The organism is Streptomyces sp. NPDC001744 (assembly GCF_042892575.1).
In the GTDB taxonomy this organism is placed as follows: Bacteria; Actinomycetota; Actinomycetes; order Streptomycetales; family Streptomycetaceae; genus Streptomyces.
This window is the reverse complement of record NZ_JBIAUG010000019.1, coordinates 99419-113500: the sequence shown is the minus strand read 5'-3', so window position 1 is coordinate 113500 and position 14082 is coordinate 99419. Positions and strand designations below refer to the sequence as shown.

At 73.8% G+C, this 14082-nt stretch carries 14 protein-coding genes; 11 read left to right on the top strand and 3 right to left on the bottom strand.

The features are described 5' to 3' along the window. Nucleotides 1–29 precede the first annotated feature (29 nt). Nucleotides 30–1145, bottom strand: coding sequence for a ribosome small subunit-dependent GTPase A (gene rsgA / locus ACFYZY_RS22355; RefSeq protein ID WP_388696863.1), 1116 nt, complete (start codon nucleotides 1143–1145; stop codon nucleotides 30–32). Between the two features lie 587 nt (nucleotides 1146–1732). Here rsgA and ACFYZY_RS22350 point away from each other — a divergent pair. Then, a complete protein-coding gene (locus ACFYZY_RS22350) occupies nucleotides 1733–2167 on the top strand; it encodes a VOC family protein (RefSeq protein WP_388696862.1) in 435 nt (144 codons plus the stop codon). On the opposite strand, the gene ACFYZY_RS22345 is transcribed toward ACFYZY_RS22350, so the two are convergent. Together ACFYZY_RS22345 and ACFYZY_RS22340 are read right to left on the bottom strand one after the other, a co-directional pair. Further along, nucleotides 2095–2739, bottom strand: a complete 645-nt coding sequence (locus ACFYZY_RS22345; protein ID WP_388696859.1) for a helix-turn-helix domain-containing protein — start codon at nucleotides 2737–2739, stop codon at nucleotides 2095–2097. The genes ACFYZY_RS22350 and ACFYZY_RS22345 overlap by 73 nt on opposite strands. Before the next feature lie 113 nt (nucleotides 2740–2852). After that, on the bottom strand, nucleotides 2853–3977 hold the full coding sequence (locus ACFYZY_RS22340; protein ID WP_388696856.1) for a YihY/virulence factor BrkB family protein: 1125 nt from the start codon (nucleotides 3975–3977) through the stop codon (nucleotides 2853–2855). Between the two features lie 17 nt (nucleotides 3978–3994). On the opposite strand from ACFYZY_RS22340, the gene ACFYZY_RS22335 reads away from it, so the two are divergent. The 10 genes from ACFYZY_RS22335 to ACFYZY_RS22290 all read left to right on the top strand — a co-directional run bounded on the left by ACFYZY_RS22335 (nucleotide 3995) and on the right by ACFYZY_RS22290 (nucleotide 13911). After that, complete coding sequence (locus ACFYZY_RS22335) at nucleotides 3995–5650, top strand: acyl-CoA dehydrogenase family protein (RefSeq protein ID WP_388696854.1); 1656 nt, start codon at nucleotides 3995–3997, stop codon at nucleotides 5648–5650. Between the two features lie 393 nt (nucleotides 5651–6043). Next, entirely contained in the window at nucleotides 6044–7336 is a 1293-nt protein-coding gene (locus tag ACFYZY_RS22330; protein WP_388696851.1) for a GAF domain-containing protein, read from the top strand. A 108-nt stretch (nucleotides 7337–7444) separates the two neighbouring features. Then, on the top strand, nucleotides 7445–8011 hold the full coding sequence (locus ACFYZY_RS22325; RefSeq protein ID WP_388696849.1) for a GNAT family N-acetyltransferase: 567 nt from the start codon (nucleotides 7445–7447) through the stop codon (nucleotides 8009–8011). Between the two features lie 133 nt (nucleotides 8012–8144). Next, nucleotides 8145–8228, top strand: coding sequence for a putative leader peptide (locus ACFYZY_RS22320; protein ID WP_310591794.1), 84 nt, complete (start codon nucleotides 8145–8147; stop codon nucleotides 8226–8228). 136 nt (nucleotides 8229–8364) lie between these two features. Continuing rightward, nucleotides 8365–10062 (top strand): nitrite/sulfite reductase, encoded by a 1698-nt coding sequence (locus ACFYZY_RS22315; RefSeq protein WP_388696847.1) that lies wholly within the window; start codon nucleotides 8365–8367, stop codon nucleotides 10060–10062. Between the two features lie 88 nt (nucleotides 10063–10150). Continuing rightward, nucleotides 10151–10330 (top strand): hypothetical protein, encoded by a 180-nt coding sequence (locus tag ACFYZY_RS22310; RefSeq protein ID WP_388696844.1) that lies wholly within the window; start codon nucleotides 10151–10153, stop codon nucleotides 10328–10330. Then, on the top strand, nucleotides 10327–11034 hold the full coding sequence (locus ACFYZY_RS22305; protein ID WP_388696842.1) for a phosphoadenylyl-sulfate reductase: 708 nt from the start codon (nucleotides 10327–10329) through the stop codon (nucleotides 11032–11034). The genes ACFYZY_RS22310 and ACFYZY_RS22305 overlap by 4 nt, the downstream gene beginning before the upstream one ends. Next, the gene (gene cysC / locus ACFYZY_RS22300; RefSeq protein ID WP_388696840.1) at nucleotides 11034–11615 is read left to right on the top strand and encodes an adenylyl-sulfate kinase; all 582 of its coding nucleotides are present in this window, start codon (nucleotides 11034–11036) and stop codon (nucleotides 11613–11615) included. The genes ACFYZY_RS22305 and cysC overlap by 1 nt, the downstream gene beginning before the upstream one ends. Further along, the gene (gene cysD / locus ACFYZY_RS22295; protein WP_388696838.1) at nucleotides 11612–12550 is read left to right on the top strand and encodes a sulfate adenylyltransferase subunit CysD; all 939 of its coding nucleotides are present in this window, start codon (nucleotides 11612–11614) and stop codon (nucleotides 12548–12550) included. Before cysC ends, cysD begins: the two co-directional genes overlap by 4 nt. Beyond that, nucleotides 12550–13911 carry a sulfate adenylyltransferase subunit 1 gene (locus tag ACFYZY_RS22290; RefSeq protein WP_388696835.1) on the top strand — a complete coding sequence of 454 codons (1362 nt, stop codon included), beginning with the start codon at nucleotides 12550–12552 and terminating at the stop codon, nucleotides 13909–13911. Before cysD ends, ACFYZY_RS22290 begins: the two co-directional genes overlap by 1 nt. Nucleotides 13912–14082: the final 171 nt, after the last annotated feature.

The window sequence follows — 14082 nt, the reverse complement described above, 5'->3', positions numbered from 1 at the left end:
GACGCCACGGCCACACGCATCCGTACGGGCTACCGCAGGCGGCCGTGGCGCTTGAACTCCACGGCGGCGCGGCCCGCGGTCATCGTGCGCTTCCAGTCCCTGCGGATCTCGCCGCGCAGACGGGCGTCGGTCTTGGCCACGATCCGCTGGTTCTCCCGCAGCAGCTTGCGGTAGCTGTCCAGGCGCCGCTCGGGCAGGGTGCCGTCCTCGATCGCCGCCGTCACCGCGCAGCCCGGCTCCGCCTCGTGGGCGCAGTCGTGGAAGCGGCAGTCCCGGGCCAGTTCCTCGATCTCCGAGAAGACCTGGCCGACGCCGGCCTCGGCGTCCCAGAGCCCGACGCCGCGCAGGCCGGGGGTGTCGATGAGGACGCCCCCGCCCGGCAGGACGAAGAGGTTGCGGGTGGTGGTGGTGTGACGGCCCTTGCCGTCGACGTCGCGGGCGGCCTGGACCGACATGACGTCCTCGCCGACGAGGGCGTTGGCGAGGGTGGACTTGCCGGCGCCGGAGACGCCGAGCAGCACGGTCGTACCGCCCGCGACCACGGCGGAGAGCACGTCGAGCCCCTCGCCCGTGGCCGAGCTGAGGGGCAGCACCTGGACGCCGGGGGCGACGGTCTCGACGTCCTCGACGAGGTAGGAGAGCCCGACGGGGTCGGGGACGAGGTCGGCCTTGCTGAGGACGACGACCGGCTGGGCGCCGGACTCCCAGGCCAGGGCGAGGAAGCGTTCGATCCGGCCGAGGTCGAGCTCGACGGCGAGCGAGACGGCGATGACGGCGTGGTCGACGTTGGCGGCGAGGATCTGCCCCTCGGACCGCTTGGAGGAGGTGGAGCGTGCGAACGCGGTCCGGCGCGGCAGGCACGCCCGTACGTACCGGGGGTCGCCGGCGCCCGCCGGGTCGAGGGCGGCCCAGTCACCGGTGCAGATGACCCGCAGGGGGTCGTGCGGGGTCACGAACGCCGTGTCGGCGCGGACGGTCCCCTCGGCGGTGGCGACGTCGCACTGGCCGCGGTCGACGCGGACGACCCGCCCGGGGACGAGCCCCTGCGCGGCGTACGGCTCGAAGGCGGCGGCCCAGCCGGAGTCCCAGCCGTGGGCGTCGAGCGAGGAGGAGTCGGAGGTGCGGGAGGAAAGCGGGAAAGACAAGGGGGGACCCTTCGAAGGGCGGCCCCGGCGGCGCGCTCCGAGCGCGCGAATCGAGTGGGTGTCAGCCGGAGGCCACGGAAGTGGGAACGATGAACTCCTGAATGCGGGCAGAGCCCGTCACCGTGACAGTCATCAATGTCCTCACCTCCTGCTTCTTCTCCACGGACCGACACCGCTCGTTCGGAGCGGGCGAGCAGAACCATAGCCCCGTCCGGGGCGCGGCACCACCGATTAAATACGGGACTTCACACCCGTGGCGTCCGCGACCGGCGGACCGGCACGAGGCCCACAAGGCCGCCTCCGGAGCGACGAGTTCACGGACCGGGGCGCCACGCTCCACCGACGAACCCCGACAGGGCCACAACGGCCTTGCTGCCGACGCGCTGTTGAGCTGACGCGGCGGGGGGGGGGGGCGGCGTCGTGGGTGCGGGACAGGACGGCCCGCCCGACGTGCCGCTACCGGGCCGGCCTGCCGCGCCCAAGCCCGGTGGGCGGAACTACCCCCCTCCGCAAGGCCCGGAGCAGCGTCGGGGCCCGTGTCCGATTCGTACAAGACCGGTCCGGCGGGGCCTCCTAGTCTGCGGTGCATGGACACAGCACCCCGCACCACGCCCACGCCCACGCCCCGGCTCGATCTGATCGGGATCGTCGTCTCCGACATGGCCGCCTCCCTCGCCTTCTACCGGCGCCTCGGCCTGGAGGTTCCGGAGGGGGCCGAGGCCGCTCCGCACGTGGAGGTGGCGCTGCCCGGCGGGCTGCGGGTCGCCTGGGACACCGAGGACGTGGTCCGGTCCTTCGACCCGGGCTGGACGCGGCCCCGGGGCGGGCACCGGGTCGAGCTCGCCTTCCGGTGCGGGTCTCCGGCCGAGGTGGACGCGTTGTACGGGGAGCTGGTCGCCGCCGGGCACCCGGGGCACCTGGAACCGTGGGACGCGGTCTGGGGGCAGCGTTACGCGGTGGTGCTCGATCCGGACGGGTGCGGGGTCTCGCTCTTCGCGGACGCCGCCGTCGCGCGCGCGTAGGCGCCGAGCGTCGTGCCCGCGAGCGCGCGGACCTCGCGGGCCAGGTGGGCCTGGTCGGCGCAGCCCGCGCGGGCGGCCGTCTCCGCGTACGGCACGCCGGTCCGGATCAGGGCCAGGGCCCGCTGGAGGCGGAGGATCCGGGCGAGGGTCTTGGGACCGTAGCCGAAGGCGTCGAGGGAGCGGCGGTGGAGCTGCCGGGCGCCCAGTCCGGTCGCGTCGGCCGTCTCCGCGACCGGCCGGCCCGCGGCGAGGCGCGCCACGACGGCCCGCAGGAGCGGGTCGGGGGCGGGGGCTCCGGCGGCCCGGAGCCGTACGAACTCCTCCAGGGCGGCGGCCGGGTCGGGGGCGGCGGCGATCCGTTCGCCGGCCCGGCGCGCCCCGGCCCCGTCCCCCAGGGCGTCGAGGGGGACCAGGCGGTCGCGCAGTTCACGGGCCGGGACGCCGAGGACGCGGGGCGCGTCACCGGGGGCGAAGCGGAGCCCGGCGTACCGGGCGGCGGTCTCCGCCGGCGGGTGCGCGCGGGTGTCGGGTCCGGCCACCAGGAGGCGGCCGTCGGCCCAGATCAGGTCCATGCAGCCGTCGGGCAGGACCGGCCGGGCGGGCGTCGCCGGATCGGTCCCGGCGGTCCACAGGACGGCTCCCGCGAGGAGGGCCGGGCGTTCCTCGTACCACGCCCCTCCCGGCGTCAGTCCTTCTCCCAGTTCGAGTGGAGGCGGGACTTCACGTCGTCCGGGGGGAGGAACTTCGACCAGCGCTCGGGGAACTCGGAGGGCATGTCCGGGTCGTCCTCGTCCACGTCGTCGGCCTCGGCCCGTACCCGGGCGACGAGTTCCGCCGCCTGGGCGGCGCGGGCCCGCTCGTTGGCCTCGCGGGCGGCGGCGGTGGCGACGGAGGGCCAGACGCGGTCGATGGCGGCGTTCACGGCGGCGCCGACGAGGACGGCGAAGGCGGAGACGCCGATCCAGAGGAGGACGGCGATGGGTGCGGCGAGGGAGCCGTAGATGGTCGGTCCCTCGACCTGGCTGGTGAGGTAGATGCGCAGCAGGAAGCTGCCGAGGACCCACATGGCGAGCGCGACGAGGGCGCCGGGGATGTCCTCGATCCACGGCGACCGTACGGGCACGGACACGTGGTAGAGCGTGGTGAGGAAGACGATGCTGAGGAGGATGACGGCCGGCCAGTAGAGGACGGAGACGACCTCCGTGCTCCAGGGGACGAGTTCGACGACCCGGTCCGGGCCGACGACGGCGAGGGGCAGCACGACGGCGCCGACGACCAGGGCCACGAGGTAGAGCAGGAAGGCGAGGAGCCGGGTCTTCACGATGCCGCGGTGGCCGTCGAGGCCGTACATGACGGTGATGGTGTCGATGAAGACGTTCACCGCGCGGGAGCCGGACCAGAGGGCGATGGCGAAGCCGAGGGAGATCAGGTCGGGCCGTTTGCCCCGGGTGACGTCGTCCAGGACCGGTTTGGCGATCTCCTCGACGCCCCGGTCGGAGAGGACCGTCCCGGCGGCGCGGAGGATGTTCTCCTGGATGCTGGTGACGGTGTCGGTGTTGGTCCAGTCGTCGGCGTAGCCCAGGAGGGCGATCAGGCCGAGGAGCAGGGGCGGCAGGGACAGCAGGGTGAAGAACGCCGCCTCGGCGGCGAGGCCGAGGATGCGGTACTCGACGCACGAGTTGACGGTGTCCTTGAGGAGCAGCCAGACCATCTTCCGCTTCGAGACGTTGCGGTAGAGGACGCGGGCGCGGTGGAGCCTGCTTCCGGGCCGCCGCTCGGGCCGTTCGGGTGTTTCTCTTGCTGCCTGCACCTGCTTACCGTATCCGCATGGCGCGGACCACCCACACAGTGACCAATCAGCCTCCTCCCCTCGTGGGGTACGACGTCTTCACGGGCGACCGGGCCCTGGCCGAGGCGGTCGAACGGCACCTCGGCCCGGACCTGCGCGGGGAGGCGCGGGAGGAGCTGGCGCTGCTCGGCCGGGCGACGGGCTCGGAGCAGGTGCGCGAGTGGGGCGAACAGGCGAACGAGTACCCGCCGCGGCTGCGGACCCACGACCGGTACGGCAACCGGGTGGACGAGGTCCGTTTCCACCCGGCCTGGCACCGCCTCCTGGGGCGTTCCGTGTCGGCGGGGCTCACGGACGCGTGGGGCCGTCCGGGCGGTCACGTGCGGCGGGCCGCCGGGTTCCTGGTGGCGACGCAGGCGGAGGCGGGGCACGGCTGCCCGCTGTCGATGACGCACGCGGCGGTGCCCGCGCTGCGCGTCGAGCCGGAGCTCGCGGAGGTCTGGGAGCCGGCCGCCCGTTCGCACGTGTACGAGCGGGCGCTGCTGCCGGTCGCGGAGAAGCCGGGCGCGCTGCTCGGGATGGCGATGACGGAGAAGCAGGGCGGCAGCGACGTCCGGGCGAACACCACGGAGGCGCGTCCGCTGGCCGTGGACGGCGAGTACGTCCTGACCGGGCACAAGTGGTTCTGTTCGGCGCCGATGTCGGACGCCTTCCTGGTCCTGGCGCGGGCCCCGGCGGGCCCGACGTGCTTCCTGGTGCCCCGGGTGCTCCCGGACGGGTCGCGCAACGCCTTCGCGATCCAGCGGCTCAAGGACAAGCTGGGCAACCGGTCGAACGCCTCCGCCGAGGTGGAGTTCGACGGGACGACGTGGGCGCGCCGGATCGGCGAGGAGGGGCGCGGGCTCCGTTCGGTCATGGGGGCGGTGGCGGCGACCCGGCTCGACTGCGTGCTCGGTTCGGCGGCGCTGATGCGGCAGGCGGTGGCGCAGGCCGTGCACCACTGCGCGTACCGGAGCGCCTTCGGCGGGCCGCTGATCGGGAAGCCGCTGATGCGGAACGTGCTCGCGGACCTGGCGCTGGAGTCGGAGGCGGCGACGGTCCTCGGGATGCGGCTCGCGGCGGCGTACGACGCGGTGGACGCGGCCGGGGAGGACGCCGCGCGAGAGCGGGCGCTGCTGCGGATCGCGGTGCCGGTGGCGAAGTACTGGGTGACGAAGCGGTGCACGCCGGTGGTGGCCGAGGCCCTGGAGTGCCTGGGCGGCAACGGGTACGTGGAGGAGTCGGGGATGCCCCGGCTGCTGCGCGAGTCGCCGCTCAACTCGGTCTGGGAGGGTTCGGGGAACGTGCAGGCCCTCGACGTGGTGCGGGTGCTGCGGACCGAGCCGGCCGCGCTCGACGCCTTCCTGCGGGAGGTCGGGGCGGCGCGGGGCGCGGACCACCGGCTCGACCGGGCGGTCCGGGGGCTGCTCGCCGAACTGGCGGACCTGGAGGGGATCGAGGCGCGGGCGCGGCGGCTCGCGGAGCGGATGGCGCTCGTGCTCCAGGGCGCGCTGCTCGCGCGGTGGGCCCCGCCGGAGGTGGCGGACGCGTTCTGCGCGGGACGCCTGGGCGGGGACGGCGGCGCGGCCTTCGGGACGCTGCCGCACACGCTGGACCTGGGGGCGGTGGTGGAGCGGGCCCGGGTGGAGGTCTGAGGGGCACGGCGCCGGGGCGGAGGGGCGGGCCGGGGATGCCGTACGGGGACGGGCCCGGGGTCCGTACGCGGGCGGGCGGCCGTACGAGGACGGGCGGCGGGCCCTGGAGCCGTACCGCCGCCGGAAGGCCGCGGCGGGTCCCCCGCGCGGCCGGAAGCCGTCCCGCGCGCGCCAGGGGTGGGCCCGTCGGGACCGGCGCGCGCGGAAGAGCGGGGGTGGTGCTGCGCCGACACGGCACCACCCGCCGCTCGCACCAGCCTCGTCCGGGGGGTGGCCGGCGGCGAGAGTTGCAGGGGGTTGCAGGATGGTCCGAACCGGGTCTCGGCGGACGGTCCCGGACGGCACGATGGGCACGACGTCCGGGACGTCCGTCCCGGACGGGGGGAGAGACCGATGAAGGACACGCGGCTCGACATGAGGCGACTGGCCGCCATGGACTCCGCCCGTGCCACCAGGCTGCTGCACCGGGTGCGGGAGGAGACGCTGGCGGGCCGGACGCCGCCGGTGGCGCCCCGGCCGGTCATCGACGCGTCCTGGCGGCGGATGGCCCGGCTCGGTCTCGACCCGGACCGGGGGACGAGCAGTGTGCTGCTCCACCGGGACGAGCTGGAGGAGCGGCGCAGGACCACCCTCCTCTCGGAGGTGATGGGGACGCTCACCCGGGGCCTCGCCGGCATCGCCGACGCGTCCTTCCAGATCATGGTGGTCACCGACGAGCAGGGCAGGGTGCTGTGGCGGCACGGGAACGCCGGGGTGCTGCGGCGGGCGAACGGCATCTGCCTGGAGGAGGGCGCGGCCTGGACCGAGCACACGACCGGCACCAACGCGGTCGGTACGGCGCTCGCCCTGGGCCGGGCGGTGCAGGTGCACTCCGCCGAGCACTACCTGCACACCCTGCACAGCTGGACCTGTGCCGCCGTGCCCGTGCGCGACCCGCGCGACCGGCGGCTGCTGGGCATCCTGGACGTGAGCGGTCCGGCGTCCACCTTCCATCCGGCGATGCCGGCCCTGGTCGGTTCGGTGGCGCAGCTCGCCGAGGCCGAGTTGCGGGAGCGGCACCGCCGTTCGGTCGAGCGGCTGCGGGCGGTGGCCGCGCCCGTCCTGTGCCGGGTGGGCGGCCGGGCCGTGGCGGTGGACGCGTACGGCTGGACGGCGGCGGTGACCGGGCTCGCCCCGGTGGACCGCGTTCCGCTGCCCAAGTCCTTCGGGGCCGGGCGGGTCTGGCTCCCCTCGCTCGGCGTGTGCGCGGTGGAACCGCTGCCGGGCGGCTGGCTGCTGCGGGTGGAGGAGGAGGGCCGGTCCGGGGGGCCGGACGCGGAGGGGGCGCACCGGGTGGTGCTGGACCTGAGCCGGCCGCGTGACTGGACGGTGACCGTGTCGGGACCGGCGGGCGGGTGGCGGCAGGAGCTGAGCCCCCGCCACGCCGAGCTGCTCTACGTCCTGGCGCTGCACCGGGACGGGCGGACGGCGGCGGAGCTGGCGGAGGGCGTGTTCGGCGACCGGACGCGGACGGTGACCGTGCGGGCCGAGATGTCCCGGGTGCGCAGGACCCTGTCCGGGGTCCTGGCCCACCGTCCGTACCGCTTCCGCGAGGAGGTGGTGGTGGAGGTCCTGCGTCCGGAGTCCCCGGCGGACCTGCTGCCGCACTCGACGGCGCCGGCGGTACGGGCCGGGGGTGCCGGGTAGCCCCGGCCCGCGGGCTCCGTGTCCACCATGCGGACAGCCGTCTTCCGGCCGGTGCCCGTTCTCCGGGCCGCCCTGGGAATCCCGCCCTCCGCATGATGCGATGAGCCCATGAGCATCACTCTCACCACCTGGTCCCTCGAACAGACCTCCCCGTCCGACCTGCGTCCCGCCGTCCCGCCGGAGGGCGACGTGGTGGTGCGGCGCGCCGAGGTGCCGTCGGCGGAGTTCGGCCGTTTCCTCTACACCGCCGTCGGCGGCGACATCCACTGGTCCGACCGCCTGCCGCTGACGTACGCGCAGTGGCGGGAGATCGTGGAGCGGCCGGGGACCGAGATCTGGGTGGCGTACGAGAAGGGGACGCCGGCCGGTTACGTGGAGCTGGAGGCGCAGGCCGACGGCGTGGTGGAGATCGTCTATTTCGGCCTGATACCGGCCTTCCGGGGCCGCCGGATCGGCGGTCACCTCCTTTCGTACGGGACGGCCCGCGCCTGGGACCTGGCCGACCGGTGGCCGGGGCGGGAGGCCACGCGGCGCGTCTGGCTGCACACCTGCTCGCTCGACGGTCCGCACGCCATGGCCAACTACGAGCGGCGCGGCTTCCGGCTGTTCGACACGCGGGTGGAGGAGACCGAGGAGGGCGTGACGCCCGGCCCGTGGCCCGGCGCCCACGGCTGATCCCGCCCGCCGGAGGGGGGCCGGCCGGCCCCCTCACGTGACCCGGACCACATCATCTCGTCACATGAGACGGTAATGTCCATATCACGGACAATGGTGGACTGGGTCCAAAGTCCCGTGCCACGCTTCCGCCATGTCCGGAACTGGAATTGCCTTGGTGAGTCGGCGACACGTCGACCTCGGCCGCATGTCCAGCGCCATCTGTCCGGCCCGCTGAGAGAACCAGCACCGCCGAGACCGCCTTTCCGCCCGACTCTGCCCCACCCTGCTGCGCACCGCCGCGCCACCCTCCGACCTGAGCGCGCGTGTGCAGGTCAGAGCCGCCCTCCCGCAGTCCCGAAGGACAAGACGCCATGGCCGCCACCCCGGAAAACCCCACCCCCGCCACCGCCCGCCGCAAGGCCGGGCGGCACCGTGGCGAGGGACAGTGGGCCGTGGGGCACTTCACTCCCCTCAACGGCAATGAGCAGTTCAAGAAGGACGACGACGGTCTCAACGTGCGGACACGTATTGAGACGGTCTACTCGAAGCGCGGCTTCGACTCCATCGACCCCAACGACCTGCGCGGACGCATGCGCTGGTGGGGCCTCTACACCCAGCGCAAGCAGGGTCTCGACGGCACCAAGACGGGCGTTCTGGAGCCGGAGGAGCTGGACGACGAGTACTTCATGCTCCGGGTCCGCATCGACGGCGGCCGGCTGACCACCGGACAGCTCCGGGTCATCGGCGAGATCTCCGAGGAGTTCGCCCGGGGGACCGCCGACATCACGGACCGGCAGAACGTCCAGTACCACTGGATCCGCATCGAGGACGTCCCGGAGATCTGGAACCGCCTGGAGGCGGTCGGCCTGTCCACCACCGAGGCGTGCGGCGACACCCCGCGCACCATCCTCGGCTCCCCCGTCGCCGGCATCGCCGCCGACGAGATCGTCGACGGCACCCCCGCCATCGAGGAGATCCATCGCCGGATCGTCGGCAACAAGGACTTCTCCAACCTGCCCCGCAAGTTCAAGACCGCGGTCTCCGGCTCGCCGCTGCTCGACGTGGCGCACGAGATCAACGACGTCGCCTTCGTCGGCGTGCGCCACCCCGAGCACGGTCCCGGCTTCGACGTCTGGGTCGGCGGCGGTCTCTCCACCAACCCGAAGCTCGGCGTCCGCCTCGGCGCCTGGGTCCCGCTCGACGAGGTCGCCGACGTCCACGAGGGCGTCCTGTCGATCTTCCGCGACTACGGCTACCGCCGGCTGCGCAACCGCGCCCGCCTGAAGTTCCTCGTCGCCGACTGGGGCCCGGAGAAGTTCCGGCGGGTCCTGGAGGACGAGTACCTGAAGCGGAAGCTGACGGACGGCCCGGCCCCCGAGGAGCCCGCCGGCCGCTGGCGCGACCACGTCGGCGTGCACCGGCAGAAGGACGGCCGGTTCTACGTCGGCTTCGCGCCCCGCGTCGGCCGCGTCGACGGCGCCACCCTGACGAAGATCGCCGAGATCGCCGAGGAGCACGGCTCCGGCCGGGTCCGCACCACCGCCGAGCAGAAGATGCTCGTCCTCGACGTCGAGGAGGCGCGGGTCGACTCGCTGGTCGCCGCCCTGGAGGCGCTCGACCTGCGGGTCACCCCCTCGCCCTTCCGGCGCGGCACGATGGCCTGCACCGGCATCGAGTTCTGCAAGCTGGCGATCGTCGAGACGAAGGGCCGCGGCTCCTCGCTGATGGACGAACTGGAGCGCCGCCTCCCGGAGTTCGACGAGCCGCTGACCATCAACATCAACGGCTGCCCGAACGCCTGCGCCCGCATCCAGGTCGCGGACATCGGCCTCAAGGGCCAGCTCGTCCTGGACGACGGGGGCAACCGCGTCGAGGGCTACCAGGTGCACCTGGGCGGCGCGCTCGGCCTGGAGGCCGGCTTCGGCCGCAAGGTCCGCGGCCTCAAGGTCACCGCGGCCGAACTCCCCGACTACGTGGAGCGGGTCCTCAGGCGCTTCCAGGCGGAGCGCGAGGCCGGCGAGCGCTTCGCGTCCTGGGCGTCCCGCGCCTCCGAGGAGGCGCTGTCGTGAGCGACGCACGCGCGGCCGCCGGGCCGCAGCCGATGACGAGAGCCGCGCCTCTGCGCCGCGCGGGCGGAGAAGCGATCGAGGGGGCACTGTGAGCGAGCGCGCCGCCCCGTTCTTCTGCCCCTACTGCGGCGACGAGGACCTGCGCCCCAACGAGCGGGGGCACGGCGCCTGGGAATGCGCCGCGTGCGGCCGGGCCTTCCAGTTGAAGTTCCTGGGGCTGCTCGCCCCGGCGGCTTCGACCGAACCTCCTGGAGGGGAAGAGACATGACGGATGCTCAGGACATCACCGAGGACGGTCTCAGGGCACTCGCCGAGCAGGCCGGCCGCGACCTGGAGGACGCCTCCGCGACCGAGATCCTCCGGTGGGCCGCCGACACCTTCGGCGAGCGCTTCTGCGTCACCTCCTCCATGGAGGACGCGGTCGTCGCCCACCTCGCCTCCCGGGTCCGGCCCGGCGTGGACGTCGTCTTCCTCGACACCGGCTACCACTTCGAGGAGACCATCGGCACCCGCGACGCCGTGGACGCCGTCATGGACGTCAACGTCATTACCCTGACCCCGCGTCAGTCCGTGGCCGAGCAGGACGCCGAGTACGGTCCGAGGCTGCACGACCGCGACCCCGACCGGTGCTGTGCGCTGCGCAAGGTCGCCCCCCTCGAAGAGGGCCTGACCGCGTACCGCGCGTGGGCCACCGGCCTGCGCCGCGACGAGTCCCCGACCCGGGCGCACACCCCGGTCGTCGGCTGGGACGAGAAGCGCCGCAAGGTCAAGGTCTCCCCCATCGCCCGCTGGACCCAGGACGACGTCGACGCGTACGTCACGGAGCACGGCGTCCTCACCAACCCGCTCCTCATGGACGGGTACGCCTCCGTCGGCTGCGCCCCCTGCACCCGCCGCGTCCTGGAGGGCGAGGACGCCCGCGCCGGACGCTGGGCGGGCCGCGCCAAGACCGAGTGCGGGCTGCACGGCTGATGACCACCACCCCCCGACCCCCCTCAGAGACCTCCCGGGAGAACCACGTGACCGGTGCCACCATCTGGCTCACCGGCCTGCCGAGCGCCGGCAAGACGACGATCGCGTACGAGCTGGCCGGACGGCTGCGCGACGAGGGCCACCGCGTCGAGGTCCTCGACGGCGACGAGATCCGCGAGTTCCTCTCGGCGGGCCTCGGCTTCACCCGCGAGGACCGGCACACCAACGTCCAGCGGATCGGTTTCGTCGCCGAACTGCTCGCCTCGCACGGCGTGAAGGTCCTGGTCCCGGTCATCGCCCCGTACGCCGACAGCCGCGAGGCCGTCCGCAAGCGGCACGCGGCCGGGGGCACCCCCTACGTCGAGGTCCACGTCGCCACCCCCCTGGAGGTCTGCTCCGCCCGCGACGTGAAGGGCCTCTACGCCCGGCAGGCCGCGGGCGAGATCAGCGGACTCACCGGGGTGGACGACCCGTACGAGGCACCCGAGGCGCCCGACCTGCGGATCGAGTCCCAGGACCAGACCGTGCGGGAGTCCGCGGCGCGGCTCCACGCGCTGCTCACCGAGAAGGGCCTGCTGTGACCACCACTGTCGCCCACGTCCACGGCACCACGGACACGCCGTTCGCGCTGTCGCACCTGGACTCCCTGGAGTCCGAGGCGGTGCACATCTTCCGCGAGGTGGCGGGGGAGTTCGAGCGGCCGGTGATCCTCTTCTCCGGCGGCAAGGACTCCATCGTCATGCTGCACCTGGCGCTGAAGGCGTTCGCGCCGGCGCCGGTGCCGTTCGCGCTCCTGCACGTCGACACCGGCCACAACTTCCCCGAGGTCATCGAGTACCGCGACCGCACGGTCGGGAAGCACGGGCTGCGGCTGCACGTCGCCTCGGTACAGGAGTACATCGACGCCGGGAAGCTCCGCGAGCGCCCCGACGGCACCCGCAACCCGCTGCAGACCGTGCCGCTGACCGAGGCCATCCAGGAGCACCGCTTCGACGCGGTCTTCGGCGGCGGCCGGCGTGACGAGGAGAAGGCCCGCGCCAAGGAGCGGGTGTTCTCGCTGCGCGACGAGTTCTCCCAGTGGGACCCGCGCCGCCAGCGCCCCGAGCTGTGGCAGCTCTACAACGGCCGGCACGCCCCCGGCGAGCACGTCCGGGTCTTCCCGCTCTCCAACTGGACCGAGCTGGACGTCTGGCAGTACATCCAGCGCGAGGGGATCGAGCTGCCGGAGATCTACTTCGCGCACGAGCGCGAGGTGTTCGCCCGCGACGGCATGTGGCTGACCGCGGGCGCGTGGGGCGGCCCGAAGGAGACGGAGACGGTGGAGACCCGTCTGATCCGCTACCGGACGGTGGGCGACATGTCCTGCACCGGCGCGGTCGACTCCGACGCCGCCACCCTCGACGCCGTGATCGCCGAGATCGCCGCGTCCCGGCTCACCGAGCGGGGCGCCACCCGGGCCGACGACAAGCTGTCCGAGGCCGCGATGGAAGACCGCAAGCGCGAAGGGTACTTCTAATGAGCACGTCCACCGAGCGGCCGGCCGTCCCGGCGGCGGCCACCACCCTGCTGCGCTTCGCCACCGCCGGTTCCGTCGACGACGGCAAGTCCACCCTGGTGGGCCGGCTCCTGCACGACTCCAAGTCGGTCCTCGCCGACCAGCTGGAGGCCGTGGAGCACGCCTCGCGCTCCCGGGGCCAGGAGGCGCCCGACCTGGCGCTCCTCACCGACGGCCTGCGGGCCGAGCGGGAACAGGGCATCACCATCGACGTGGCCTACCGCTACTTCGCCACGCCCCGGCGCCGGTTCATCCTCGCGGACACCCCCGGGCACGTGCAGTACACCCGGAACATGGTCACCGGCGCCTCCACCGCCGAGCTGGCCGTGGTCCTGGTCGACGCCCGCAACGGCGTGGTCGAGCAGACCCGGCGGCACGCCGCCGTCGCCGCGCTCCTGCGCGTCCCGCACGTGGTCCTGGCCGTGAACAAGATGGACCTGGTCGACTACGCGGAGCCCGTCTTCGCCGCGATCGCCGAGGAGTTCACCGCGTACGCCTCCGAGCTGGGCGTCCCGGAGATCACCGCGATCCCGATCTCCGCGCTCACCGGGGACAACGTCGTGGAACCGTCCGCGAACATGGACTGGTACGGCGGCCCGACGGTCCTGGAACACCTGGAGACGGTCCCGGTCAGCCACGACCTGACGGCCTGCCACGCCCGCTTCCCCGTGCAGTACGTGATCCGGCCGCAGACCGCCGAGCACCCCGACTACCGGGGGTACGCCGGGCAGATCGCGGCCGGGGCCTTCCGGGTCGGCGAGGAGGTCACCGTCCTGCCGTCGGGGCGTACCTCCACGATCACGGCGATCGACGCGCTCGGCACCGGCCTCGGGTCGGACACGGCCGTCGACGTCGCGTGGGCGCCGCAGTCGGTGACGATCCGGCTCGCGGACGACATCGACATCTCGCGCGGCGACCTGATCGCCCCGGTCGGTGACGCCCCCGCCACCAGCCAGGACGTCGAGGCGACCGTCTGCCACGTGGCGGACCGGCCGCTCTCGGTCGGCCAGCGGGTCCTGCTCAAGCACACCACCCGCACGGTCAAGGCGATCGTCAGGGACATCCCCTCGCGGCTGACCCTGGACGACCTCTCCCAGCACCCGGCCCCGGGACGGCTGGTCGCCAACGACATCGGCCGGGTCGTGGTCCGCACGGCCGAGCCGCTCGCGCTCGACGCGTACGCGGACTCCCGCCGCACCGGCTCGTTCCTGCTGATCGACCCGGCGGACGGCACCACGCTCGCGGCCGGGATGGCGGGCGGGGCGTTCGCCGCGGCCGGGGCCCCCGCCGCGGCGGACGAGGAAGAAGGGTGGGACTTCTGAGATGAGCGAGAACGTCTACGCGACCTTCGCGAAGGAAGGCGGCCGGGTGGGCTCCGGCGCCCTCGGCGCGGGCATGGGAGGTGTCGCGCGATGTGCGTGCTGACCTCGGCGTACCGCACCACCGGTACGACACGGCTCCACCCGCTCCACCCCGAACGACACAAACGCAGA

Excerpts from the sequence above, each read along its gene's own strand:
- ACFYZY_RS22350 (WP_388696862.1), top strand. The coding sequence starts at position 1,733 with ATGGACACAGCACCCCGCACCACGCCCACGCCCACGCCCCGGCTCGAT.
- ACFYZY_RS22345 (WP_388696859.1), bottom strand. The coding sequence starts at position 2,739 with ATGGACCTGATCTGGGCCGACGGCCGCCTCCTGGTGGCCGGACCCGAC.
- ACFYZY_RS22335 (WP_388696854.1), top strand. The coding sequence starts at position 3,995 with ATGGCGCGGACCACCCACACAGTGACCAATCAGCCTCCTCCCCTCGTG.
- ACFYZY_RS22330 (WP_388696851.1), top strand. The coding sequence starts at position 6,044 with ATGAAGGACACGCGGCTCGACATGAGGCGACTGGCCGCCATGGACTCC.
- ACFYZY_RS22325 (WP_388696849.1), top strand. The coding sequence starts at position 7,445 with ATGAGCATCACTCTCACCACCTGGTCCCTCGAACAGACCTCCCCGTCC.
- ACFYZY_RS22320 (WP_310591794.1), top strand. The coding sequence starts at position 8,145 with ATGTCCGGAACTGGAATTGCCTTGGTGAGTCGGCGACACGTCGACCTC.
- ACFYZY_RS22315 (WP_388696847.1), top strand. The coding sequence starts at position 8,365 with ATGGCCGCCACCCCGGAAAACCCCACCCCCGCCACCGCCCGCCGCAAG.
- ACFYZY_RS22305 (WP_388696842.1), top strand. The coding sequence starts at position 10,327 with ATGACGGATGCTCAGGACATCACCGAGGACGGTCTCAGGGCACTCGCC.
- cysC (WP_388696840.1), top strand. The coding sequence starts at position 11,034 with ATGACCACCACCCCCCGACCCCCCTCAGAGACCTCCCGGGAGAACCAC.
- ACFYZY_RS22290 (WP_388696835.1), top strand. The coding sequence starts at position 12,550 with ATGAGCACGTCCACCGAGCGGCCGGCCGTCCCGGCGGCGGCCACCACC.